This window comes from Domibacillus sp. PGB-M46 (genome assembly GCF_022668875.1).
Classification (GTDB): Bacteria; Bacillota; Bacilli; order Bacillales; family Domibacillaceae; genus Domibacillus.
The window spans coordinates 301296-313261 of sequence record NZ_JAKGCR010000004.1 but is presented as its reverse complement, the minus strand read 5'-3'; the positions used below and the strand labels follow the sequence as shown (position 1 = coordinate 313261).

Sequence of the window (11966 nt, the reverse complement as noted above, 5' to 3'; positions counted from 1 at the left end):
GAAGACTATTCTTTTTACAGGGGAATAGCCGTAAGGCATTATCCCGATTGGATAGAAACGAAAGGGAAAAGTAAAATTTACACTCTTGGAGGAAACCGAGAAGTCGCTATTTTTACAGGCCTGGTTTATATTCATTAATCCTTACCAGCCACAAAAAAGGAGCAAAACAATTTAAGCAGTATGTAACGCATGAAATGCTGCCGATGATTCGAAAAACAAGGGGCTCTACGTAGCAAACCGTTAGTTGTTTGTTCAAACCTATTTAGCTCATAAAGATCGACAGAAAAAATTAATATTCCAAGCAACACTTGAAACGGTTCGGAAGCAAGACGAGCAAATTGAAGTCATGCAGACAAAAGCAGAATACTTTAACGCGCTTGTAGATCGGCACTTGCTGACAAACTTCCGTGACACGGCCAAAGAATTAAAAACTAGTGAACAAAAGCTGATCAGCTGGCTATTAGAGAAGCACTGTTTGTACCAAGATTCAAAAGGGAAATTGAAACTATACGCGCGGCATGTATCGGTGCTTTTTGAAATAAAAGAGTAGGAACATAATGGAGAAGCAAATATCCAAATATTGATGACGCCGAAAGGGAGAGAAACATTCCGTATTTTACTTTCAAAGGCGGCAAGATAAAAATTAGATAATATTCTTAATTCACACTAATAATTGGAAGGATAATTACATCAAACAACAAAATCCAACTTTCTGTTTTTAATTTTTAAAAATACTGGATTTTTTTGTATGATGAATTATGATAAATTATAAGATGATTATTAAGAAAGGAAAGTGAGTGAGAATTTGTCTGATTATATTCTTTCAGTTGTTATAATCTTACTTGTGGTTTTTATTTTTATATTATTAAGGAGTCGTTCGTCAATCAAGAAAAATAGATCTTTTGATAATACTAAAGTGTTAAATCCTACTTTAATAGCAGAGAAGCAGTCGGAGAAAAGAGAGATAAAGCAAAAACAAAAACAAAAACAATTAGAGCAATTACCTATTAAGGTAAATAAAATTGACGTGATACCACAAGAGTTAAAATATAAAAACAAATTATCTTTGCCAAGTTCCACTATGCCGGTTATTTCAGAAGTTGTGACGGCTTTTTACCCAACGATCCGTGATGGTGATAAGTTAAAAATCGTCTTTACGCCTGAAATGATGGAGAAGTTTAAAAATGGTACAGCAAAAGTAATGCAAACGAAAGATGGAACTGGGTATCGTAGCATGGCAATATCAGCACAAGGTAGCCCTAAAATTCTAGAACATGCAAAAATAATTAAAGAAATAGATCCGGCACTAGTGTTGAATGCTAGTTTCCAATTAGCTTCTGTAGTAGTTGCTCAACAACATATGCAACAAATTAATCAAAGGTTAAAACAAATTAAATATCAGCTGGATGAGCTTAAGAAACTTCATATGAAGGATTACTTATCTCATGCCCAGGGAAATATTAACTATTTCGAAGTGAGAGTGATCCCTCATTTTAGGGAAAATGGAAAGTTTGATGATGTTATTAGAAACCAAGGTGAAGATCGGTTTAATAAGACAATAGATATATTACTTAATATGCTTTCTTTACAAAAAGATTCATTGAACAAATTAACAAACATAAAAAATGGTGTGTTTTTTGGAAAACTATTTGGAGAAGAGGAATTCATCAAAGAAGCAAAGCGGACTCTTGAAGAATACAATGACATCCAAGAAATCATCAATTTATACTTCAAATGGTTAAAAGAAATGTATATACCATTTTTGTATGCTTGTGGATACTCAGAAGGAGAAATACAAGCTGTAGTATTCAAAATAAGTGAATTTGAAAACGAAAACAATAACAGCCACAAAGCAATTCACCAAAGAGTTACAGAATGGTCTGACTCATTTTCAGTCAAAGCTTTTAGGTTCAAAGAAAAAGAATATATTGAAAAATCAACAAAATCTGTTAAAGCAGTTTTACCTGCACCACTTACAAATTTTAAAGCACCTACTATTGTTGATGGTGTAAATAAACCTCTTGAAATGATTGTTGAGTACTCAGATAGACAGGAAATGAAAACTTATCTAACAGTTTAAGCAAAAGAAATAAAAGTTGATCATTGGAATGATTTTTAGCGCCAGATTAACTATGGATGATAATATGCCTTTTTAAAAGAATATGTCGAAGATAGGAAAGTCTGTGGACACCGATTGTATAGCTGAATTGCTGTGTGATCGGTGTCCTCTTTTTTGTTTAGGAAGGGGTGAGCAAGTGAAGGATTTTGAAGATCAATTAATAACCTGGGCGAAGAAAAAATAACAGGTTGGCCGATTTAGGAAATAAAGGATAGACAGTGGAACAAAGGAGTACGGAAAAGCAGTCTGAACAGAAAATAAAAGAGCTTATGAGAATAGATAGACCGCATTATAGTGGGGGACGTGGCGGCGCGTTGAGGCAAAATTAATCGAAAAGGAATGGTGGACGCACGAGCAAGGAATTGGAGTTAGTTTTGACGGGGATAGAACGAGAAATAACAAAACAAGCAGTAGAGTCGGCGATAGGGAAATATTCTTGTTTTCTTTTATCCGAATCCGTAGAAATGACACCGAAAGTAACAGCCAGCTACACATTTGAGCCATCCTATAATTAATAATCACAACAAGCGATATGCTTTTGACAGAGTAGAGATTGCTAGTTTGAACCGAGTAGAGTACCAAAAATCTTGAGAGAATGTTAGGAATAGTTATAAAAAAAGATGCCATGATCAATTCGTAGAGAAGGGAAGGCAGTCCTTTTATCCCTAAATTTATTGTGGGTGAAAATTAAAAAACAGCGGCAACACCCACGAACCACCCACACAAAACAAATAAGATATGAAAAGGAATGAATTTTTTAATAAGGAAAGTATTGATTTTCCAGGCTTTTTGAAGCTATTTTAATCCTAAAAGAGAAAGAATTATATTCCGCACACAAGTACATCCTTGGGAGCGCGAACAGTACATGCAAATGTACTAAGATGGACAAGCCCCTTGAGCCGTATGGCTTCAAGGGGTTTTTCTTTTGCCCTAAATTTATGGGGTTCGTGGTAAAGTTTTTAGAACCTTACCACATTTTTACCACGGATTTTTTACGATTCCTCTAATTCCTGCATATAGCTGTCAAATCGATCTAATGACCGAGATTCCATCTTTTTTGAAACATGCGCATACACGTCTGAAGTAATTTGCATGGAACCATGGCCAAGTCTTTCTTGAACCATTTTCATATCTGCACCAGCTTCTAACAACATTACAGCATGAGTATGCCGAGTTGAATGAATAGGAAGCTTTGGACCATCAATTTTCTTCAAGCAACTATCAAAAGCACTAAACAATGTAGATTTAGGTAAGGGTGATCCGTCATCACGGCAAAGAACTAGATTCAAGTCGTAAATATACAAATCGTCTAAATGCAGCTTACGTTCATTTTGGTATTTTAGATGAGTCTGAATTTCAGATAGAAGAGAAGAACGAATAGTGATAATCCGGTCAGAATGATAAGTTTTTGTTTGGCCAAACAATTCCTCATCTTCTTCGGGTTGGAAATCCAATGAGCGTTGAATACGAATCGTTTCATCTTTCCAATTTAGATCTGACCATTGGAGAGCAGCTGCTTCACCTTTCCGCATACCGGTTTCAAACAGTAGCCTGAAAAACAAACCATATATCTGACCACGCTTATATGCTTCTTTAAGAAAAAGGGGAACTAGCTCTGGCTCTAAATATTTAAGCCTTTTTACTTCACGCTTGGTGATCTGTACGTGTTCACATGGATTTTTTTCTAAGTAGCCATTTATTACAGTTCGTTTATATGCCTGGTATACCGCATTATGAATGCGTCGTGCTGTTTCAGTAGAAAGACCTTCTTCGATTTTACTGTCGATAAATTTTTGATACATCATAGGTTTAACATCTTTTATATCCATATGACCGAAACGGGGAATAGCGTGCTTTTCAATCGCATTGCGATAAGTTCTATATGTATTAGGGCGTTTCTTGTCTTTTATATATTGAGCAAGCCATTCATTCATGTAAAAGGCAAAATTCATCTCGCCTTGCTCAATACCATTTGATAACTCACGTTCTTTATTAGCAGCAGCTATTTGTGCTTCTTTCTTCGTTTTAAAGCCAATTTTAGATACTTCCATCCATTCGTCGCTATCTTCACGTTTATAGCGAACACGATACTGCCAGACGCTGCCTAACTTACGAAAACTAGCCATAGTAGTTCACTCCTTTGTTTATATCATTTAACGTATTAGAGGATGATTCAATATACAAACAAATACAAACAGTCCCGATAACTATCCATAAACAGTAATAGATCATACAAAAAGTGAAAAGGATCTACGTCTTTATGTATGAAAGTATTTCACAAACTTTTATTCGGAATGTATGTTCTTTAAGGGTTAAAAAAATATATGATTAAACCACTGATCAAGCCGAGCAGCTGCAAAAGTAGGAGTCACATGAAAGACATCCATGACTTTTAAGATTGCTTCTTGCTTAGAATTAGGAAGATCAATATCCTGAAGCATAAAACCAGGTATACAGAAATATAAAGCGAAGTGGCTTGCCTGCTATTCCTGAAGCATCCTAAAATCATGAGGAAGTATGTACTGATTTCCAGAGTGGCGAAGAATATGCGCAATTTCATGTGCAAAATCTTGCCACTGCAAGGTAGGAGGAAGAGAGTTGTTTAACATGATAATTGAACGTGATCCTACTTCTACGCCTTTGCTAGGGCCGGGTATGTATTCTACTATGATTCCTATCCGTGCTGCAATTAACTCAATATCTAATTCTGCTGGTCTTGAGACACCAATTTTCATATATAATGCCTCTACAAACTCTTCAAGATGTGTTTTTGTGTAGCCCAAAGTAACCGCCTCTTTTCCAATTGACATGCGTAAGAATATATGTTTGGTAAAGGTGTACAATAAAGTAAATCAAAATAAAAGAAAATTGTATTTAGTTAATATTTCGTGATTGAAAATAATTACATAAATTACTTTTAATGTTATTTATTCAATATATTTCACAAATAATGTATAGTTAATCATGCAATTAAGGGAAATATTTCTTAAAAAAGAATTGTTTTTGTTATAAGGGAAAATTATACTACCCTTAGCGGAGTGTAGGATACAATACAGGAGGAGAGTTGTTTGAAATCTATTGATATTAGAAAGATTTTTACCATTATTGTGATAATTTTAATGTTTATTGCTAGTAATCCGGTCTTTAGTAGTAACCAAGTTAACGCTGAAACAAATTGGGAGGGTTTTGATAGTGAACAAAATGTACCGCTTAATAAAGAATGGACGATCACTTTCAATGACGATGTGGATGTTTCCTCTTTAACGAGTAAAAATATTTATGTACTTGACCCCTCTCAACAAAAAGTTAATGTGACATTACTCTTATTAAATGAAGGAAATCAAGTCATTGTCCAGCCTCCAGAAGAAGGCTATCTCCCAAACACATCTTACTCTTTATACATATCTGAAGACGTTTACTCTAAAAGCAAGAAACTATTAAAAAAACCTGTAAGAAAGAATTTCACAACAGGGACCGAGATCTCAGAAGAAGAGGCATTTATCGCACGTGAAGATAGTCATAATTCCGTTGAATTAAAACAGGGAATCATTAGTTTGCCAAAAGAAATTTTAGACGTACTGCTAAATCCTGTATATGAAGAAAATAGCTTTACCTTTGCAGGTGCACCAGAAGAATTAAAAAATATTTCTGGTGGAGATATCATTATTCTGCCTCCTACAAGTTCATATCCTTATGGATGGTCTAAGGAAGTTATTAGCTGTGTTTTTGATGGGACTAATACCGTTATCAAAACAATAGAACCAAATATGGAAGAAGTCATTGAAAACATTGATATCTCAAAAGTAATTCCTATTGAAGCAAAAGATATGACCCTAGATCCTGAAGTCTATCCGAATATTGTTAGCCAGAGTGGCACAGGAAATAAACGTACTTTCAAAATTGCTAACAGTGATGGAAATTCAGTTGGAACAATTAAGTTTGGAATGGAGGGAGAGAATCCTTATATAGAATTCAGCGGAGTCGAGTTATTGCCCGAAGGGCAGGATCATGGAGCGGCAACGCTTGGGGGCAAGCTTAAACTTCTAACCCCAGAAGTACATTTAGATTCAAAGTGGTTGTCTGTTAATCGGTTGGAATTTACAAGTGGAATTGATAATAATTTGAATGTGAAGTTTGAACTGTCAGGCCAAAAGGAGGAGGCTACCATCCCTCTTGGGGTTCCAATCCCAATCAAGGCGTACGGCATAGCAGGAGCTCAAATTCAATTTTTTATAAAGTTTACTGCCGAAGGTCAAGTGTATCTGGACTTCGAAGTAACCAACACTACCTATTATAATGTCGGTATAAAAAAAGTAGAGGATGATTGGAGAGGATTTAATCGCTCTAAAATGGACGCTTCCGCGAAAATGAATTCACTTACTGGAATCATGGAAGGAAAAATGGGAGCAGGGGTCAACGTACAAGCACAAGTTCTTCAATTTACACTTGCTGGTGTTGATATTGCTGCAGGTTATAAAACAAACATCTCAGGACAAGTGTCTATTGATGAAGTCTGTTTCAGGCAAAAAGATGAAATTTATGTAGAAGCAACCGCCCAAATTGGTTCAGAGGATAATAGTTTTTGGGATGTAGAGGTGCCGATATTATCCAAACCTCTAACCCATAAGTCTACCTGTGGGTTTAAGGATATCCTTGTAGACTCAATAGAACTAAAAACTGGAGAAGCAAAACAATTAACCTTAAAGGGAGTTGATAAATCAGGACAAGCGAAAGAAATTGAACTGCCCGATAGCAGTTTCGACTTGGAATCGGAAAATAAGGACATTGTTACAGTGAATGATTTTGGAAAAGTAATAGCTAAATCTAATGTTATGGATGGGGATGCAACAAATATTACTATCAAGTATGACAATGGCAGTGATCCAGAAGTGACCAAAACTGTAAAAGTGTTAATATCTTCAGGAGTACCGTCTTTAGATAAAATGAAAGAAATGGTCGAAACGATAGGTTCAGATATCTCTGAAGTTTTAATTAGTGGTTGGGAAAACAATGATAATTATGGCCAGAATGACTTTTCTACTCTTGAAGATGATCTTAAGGAGCTGGCTACAAATGAATATATATATGGGACATTAGAATCTTATTACGAAGATTACATGTGCTATGAATGCGACTCGAGAATGTTTCCATGGGAAATGGCAACGGATTTATCGTTTCAAGTACTTGAATCAAGCTCTAAGAAATTAGTGTTGCAAACAGTGGAATTGACTAATGAAATGACCACCGGGGGATTTGTTACCTATACATTTAAAAAGGAGAATGCTAAGTGGCTGTTGGATGATTATGATTTTGAACTGTTTAACGTGAAGCCGTTGAATGTATCGGCAAAAAAAGCACAAGAATTCTTAACGAACTATTATCTCGACGGTTCTTACTATAATTATAATGAAGTAGAAGTGGCGTACTCCTCTACTGGAACAGAGATTCAGCGCGATTGGTATACAGGGCAATATCATGAGCGTACGTATTATATTTTTGACGTTACAACAGATAATGATGAATTTAAAGTAAAGTTTTTTAATTTTAATGGTTACTTTTATTCTGATGAATATCAGAGTTTCAATGTTTTAAGTTCATTTCCACAACAGAAACGGGGATAATAATATTGAAGTAACCAAAACCGCCAAACTATTTGGCGGTTTCTTTTTTGTTTTATTGAAAATACTTTCAACGAGAAAAGTAAATTAAAGATATAATTAAATTAGTAAACTAGGGAGGAAAATATATGAAAATGCCATTAGCTTTACTATCCAGCGTTGTTCTAACACTTGGTATTGCTATACCATTTGCTCAGGCAGCATCATTTAAGGATGTTTCCCAAAGCTACAGATTCCATGATGATATCGATTATTTATCAGATATAGGGATTGTTTCTGGGTTTCCGGATGGCCGGTTCATGCCGGATGCGCAGGTGAGTCGTGTACAGGCAGCTATTATGATTGGACGTGCCTTTGACGTAGATGGCACAAAGCGATCGACGGTATTTGATGATATAAGCCCGTCAAGTGTTGCATCCGGATATATTGCACAAGCGGTGGAGGGAGGCATTGTTAGTGGCTTTCCAGATGGAACATTCCGTCCTAACGAGCCGGTTACTCGAGGACGTAATGAAAGTGTTTTAGATCATAATACATGTGCTTTTCAGGATCTAGATACTCATACTTTTTTGCAAGCAGTCCATATAAATTTGCTTTTTCTAAAAGATCCTTTAACGTTTGATCCAAATGCATTAAAAATCCCCCTTTTAAAGTTACCTTAGTTGGATATTCACTTACTTTTAAATTGTATAAGAAGATTGCCTGCTTTTAGATAATAAAGAAACAGACTGAGGTTTTTTATGGAGGAAGCGATATATAAGGCACGGATACTAATAATGGTATTTTGACAGAAGGATAAATAAAGCTGAAATATATGGAAATGGTGAAGAATCGATAGAGATGTGCATTTCGGATGATGCAGGAGGATCAGAGGAATTAGACGATATGTATCCTGTGCAACTACAAATAGGGGCAGATGAAAGTGACATATTTACTGTTGAACTATTTGATATGCGTATTCATAAATTAGGCATCGACCAAGTTAAAGTAACGGAGATGGAGAGTGCCCAAAAAGCCATTGAAACCTTGGATGTAGCGATTATGAAAGTGTCCAATGTAAGGGCAAATTTAGGTGCAAAAGAAAATGCACTAGAACACATACACACCAACGTTATAAATTCAGGTGAAAATGCAACAGCTTCTGAATCACGTATTTCAGATGCAGATATGGCGTTAGAGATGACGGAATTTACAAAACGGAATATCTTAATACAATCTGGGCAAGCAATGTTAGCACAATCGAATCAGTTGCCACAAGGAATACTACAGTTATTAAACTGAGAACAGAAGGAGCTAGGGCTTCTTCTTTTTTTATCGGCAATACTTTGTTTCACTAACTTTAAATTATAATGACTCTTTTTGTTCCCTCACACTTCTTTCTATGAAAATAATCACTGAATTTGTCAGAAGGATTTATGGTGCTTTCAAGAGAAAAAAATAAACTATATAGTAAAAATCTATGTGTTAAGTATGGACTTTAAAAAGAGAAATAGAGTTAATGAGAAACTTAATGGGAATTCTATCATACGCTTCGAATGGATAGTAACTCTATACTACATAGTCTTAAGTATAAAGTGTATAGAGATGTAGAAAGTAACTAAGGGATTCTTAAACAGAAGGAGAGATAAAAAATGAAAAAGAGGTCTATAGTAATTAATTTGTGTTGGATTCTTGGTTTTTCTAATATTTTAATTATTGGTGAAGCGAAAGCAATATTAAACGACGATACATATCTATCAATAATAAAAAACATTGAGTTAAATCCTAATCAAGAAGATTTAGAAGGAGGATCAGACCAACAAATAGTAAACATCCCAGACTATAATTTAGAAAAGGTGATACGCGAAGAACTTAATAAACCAACAGGAAACATTTTGAAAGAGGATATGATTACCTTAACCCAATTAAATGGAGAAGGAAAAGGGATAACTAATTTAGAGGGTATAGAGAATGCCATTAATCTAGAAAAATTAGATCTAAGAGAAAATAAAATTATTGATATTAGCCCATTGGAAAAATTGAATAGTTTAACTACACTTATTTTATATTCAAATCAAATTACGGATATTAGTTCATTATCAAATTTAAAAAATTTAATGTTTCTCTCTTTAGATGAAAACCAAATTTCAAACATTACTCCAATAAGTAGTTTGATGAATTTAAAAACTTTATATCTAAGTGATAATCAAATTACAGATATTAGCCCTGTAGCTAATTTGTCAAACTTAACAAGCCTTGGCTTGGTTAAAAATCAAATTACAGATATCAGCCCCATAACTAATTTGACGAATTTAACAGATCTCTATTTATATGAAAACCAAATTGTAAATATTAGCTCTATAGCTGGATTAGAGAATTTGAAATTCTTGAGTTTGTGGAAAAATCAAATTGTAGATATTAGTCCGTTGGAACATTTTACACATTTTACCTATCTCTCTTTAGACGATAATCAAATTACAGATATTAGCCCTATTAAAAATTTTACAAATTTATCGGATCTTTCTTTAAACGGAAACCAAATCAAAGATATCAGCCCAATAGCAAGTATGAAAAGCCTAACATATCTTTCTTTAGATAAAAATCAAATTACAGATATTAGTCCTGTGACAAACCTTACGAACTTAACTAATCTTTCTTTGAATCAAAATCAAATTACAGACATTAGCGCTGTAACAAATTTAAAGAATTTAGAGGCCCTTTATTTAAATAAAAACCAAATCAAGGATATTAGTCCAGTAACAAATTTAATAAATTTAGTGAACCTTTACTTATATCAAAATAAAATTATAGATGTTAGTCCAGTGGAAAACTTGACAAAATTAAGAAATCTCGATTTAGATAGAAATCCTTTGAAGGAAGGGGGGGATGAAAAGGTAACTATTCCAGATAAAAAATTGGAAGAAGCAATCAAAAAAGAATTAAATATCACTCCAGAGCAACATCTAACATTAGGCGATATGTGGCAACTAGAAAATCTATATGCAGATAATCAAGGAATTACTGACTTATCTGGTTTAGAACATGCGGAAAAACTTAAGCAATTAGGATTATCAAATAATAAATTATATAACATAAAACCTTTAGAAAATCTGACCAATCTAACCTATCTTAGATTAGATTACAATCCATTAGACAGCCTTGTACCTCTTCGTGGATTAGTAAACTTGTGGTCGCTTAGTTTAGAAGGCAGTAATGTCACTGATATTTCAGAAATTAGCAATCTAAAGAAAATTCATCAGACAGATCTTTCTCATAACAGGATTGAAGATATAACGCCACTGAGCAACTTACCCACTCTCATGTGGCTGGATATTAGCTACAACCATGTAACAGATATAAAGCCGCTCTTGGAAAATTTAGAAAACGGTTTGCCAATCGCTGAAAGAGGAAAGTTTGACGTACCGCAATTTGATGTTACTTACAACTATATTGACATAGCAGAAAATTCTTTAGGCTTAAATATTGTGAATGAATTAAAAGGAAAAGGCGTTAGAATGATTTATGAGTCTCAAGCTATTAAACAAGATGAATTGCCACCAGAAGCTCCAAAGGTGAGTAGCGTAGGAGAAACGAGCAAAGAGATAACAGGTATAGCAGAAGCAGGCTCAAGAATAATGGTTGATGTTAATGGAACAGTAGTAGGCACAGCTGTTGCAGATACTGATGGGAAATTTAATATTAGTATTCCAAAACAGGAAGCCGGAACAACGCTAGCTATAACAGCAACTGATAAAGCAGGCAATGTAAGTGAATCAACGATTGTGATAGTAAAAAAAGAGACTGTCTATAAGCAATTAGAAACCAAAATAAATGTTGATCCACACTATGATTTCACTGTAAAGTTCAATAACGATTTGGATGCTGAGACAGTCACTAGCAGCAACGTCTATGTGAAAACCAATTCAACACTAGTAGATGGAGTAAAAGTTTCCCTAAATGCTGATAAGAGGTCAGTTAAAGTCCAGGCTCCTGAAGCAGGATATAAAGCAGGAGAAACGTATATTATTTATGTTGAAAAAGCAGTAAAGTCGGCTTCAGGTAAAGAGTTAAAAGAACCTGTAAAAATGCAGTTTAAGGTCACGGGCAATAATTAATGACGAAAAAGGAAGGGCTTCGGTTCTTCCTTTTTTGTTTTACAGAACTAATGAAAAAATCACAAAAGGATGTGAAATCGTCAGGCTATAGTATAGGGACAAGTACTACTAGTATATTAAGTTAATATCAAAACG

At 34.6% G+C, this 11966-nt stretch carries 9 protein-coding genes; 7 read left to right on the top strand and 2 right to left on the bottom strand.

The annotated features are described in order from the left end of the window. The first annotated feature begins 137 nt into the window (after nucleotides 1-137). From L2D08_RS24450 to L2D08_RS07555, 3 genes are all read left to right on the top strand, one after another. A complete protein-coding gene (locus L2D08_RS24450; protein ID WP_375337571.1) occupies nucleotides 138-233 on the top strand; it encodes a BRO-N domain-containing protein in 96 nt (31 codons plus the stop codon). Nucleotides 234-244: 11 nt separating this feature from the next. Continuing rightward, on the top strand, nucleotides 245-550 hold the full coding sequence (locus L2D08_RS07560) for a phage antirepressor KilAC domain-containing protein (RefSeq protein WP_242233137.1): 306 nt from the start codon (nucleotides 245-247) through the stop codon (nucleotides 548-550). Nucleotides 551-805: 255 nt separating this feature from the next. Then, on the top strand, nucleotides 806-2080 hold the full coding sequence (locus tag L2D08_RS07555; protein ID WP_242233136.1) for a hypothetical protein: 1275 nt from the start codon (nucleotides 806-808) through the stop codon (nucleotides 2078-2080). 1031 nt (nucleotides 2081-3111) lie between these two features. Here L2D08_RS07555 and L2D08_RS07550 read toward each other — a convergent pair. Further along, nucleotides 3112-4245, bottom strand: coding sequence for a tyrosine-type recombinase/integrase (locus L2D08_RS07550; protein WP_242233135.1), 1134 nt, complete (start codon nucleotides 4243-4245; stop codon nucleotides 3112-3114). Nucleotides 4246-4602: 357 nt separating this feature from the next. Next, nucleotides 4603-4902 carry an ImmA/IrrE family metallo-endopeptidase gene (locus L2D08_RS07545; RefSeq protein WP_242233134.1) on the bottom strand — a complete coding sequence of 100 codons (300 nt, stop codon included), beginning with the start codon at nucleotides 4900-4902 and terminating at the stop codon, nucleotides 4603-4605. A gap of 285 nt (nucleotides 4903-5187) precedes the next feature. On the opposite strand from L2D08_RS07545, the gene L2D08_RS07540 reads away from it, so the two are divergent. The 4 genes from L2D08_RS07540 (at nucleotide 5188) to L2D08_RS07525 (ending at nucleotide 11831) form a co-directional block, all read left to right on the top strand. Then, nucleotides 5188-7740, top strand: a complete 2553-nt coding sequence (locus L2D08_RS07540; RefSeq protein ID WP_242233133.1) for an Ig-like domain-containing domain — start codon at nucleotides 5188-5190, stop codon at nucleotides 7738-7740. A 125-nt stretch (nucleotides 7741-7865) separates the two neighbouring features. Continuing rightward, a complete protein-coding gene (locus L2D08_RS07535; protein WP_242233132.1) occupies nucleotides 7866-8399 on the top strand; it encodes an S-layer homology domain-containing protein in 534 nt (177 codons plus the stop codon). Nucleotides 8400-8577: 178 nt separating this feature from the next. Next, the gene (locus tag L2D08_RS24175; protein WP_304653923.1) at nucleotides 8578-9018 is read left to right on the top strand and encodes a flagellin; all 441 of its coding nucleotides are present in this window, start codon (nucleotides 8578-8580) and stop codon (nucleotides 9016-9018) included. Between the two features lie 350 nt (nucleotides 9019-9368). Further along, nucleotides 9369-11831: a leucine-rich repeat domain-containing protein gene (locus L2D08_RS07525; RefSeq protein WP_242233131.1), complete on the top strand. Its 2463-nt coding sequence runs from the start codon at nucleotides 9369-9371 to the stop codon at nucleotides 11829-11831. Nucleotides 11832-11966 lie beyond the last annotated feature (135 nt).

Coding starts and splice junctions, on each gene's coding strand:
- L2D08_RS07535 (WP_242233132.1), top strand. CDS start 7,866: ATGAAAATGCCATTAGCTTTACTATCCAGCGTTGTTCTAACACTTGGT.
- L2D08_RS07525 (WP_242233131.1), top strand. CDS start 9,369: ATGAAAAAGAGGTCTATAGTAATTAATTTGTGTTGGATTCTTGGTTTT.
- L2D08_RS24175 (WP_304653923.1), top strand. CDS start 8,578: ATGTGCATTTCGGATGATGCAGGAGGATCAGAGGAATTAGACGATATG.
- L2D08_RS07550 (WP_242233135.1), bottom strand. CDS start 4,245: ATGGCTAGTTTTCGTAAGTTAGGCAGCGTCTGGCAGTATCGTGTTCGC.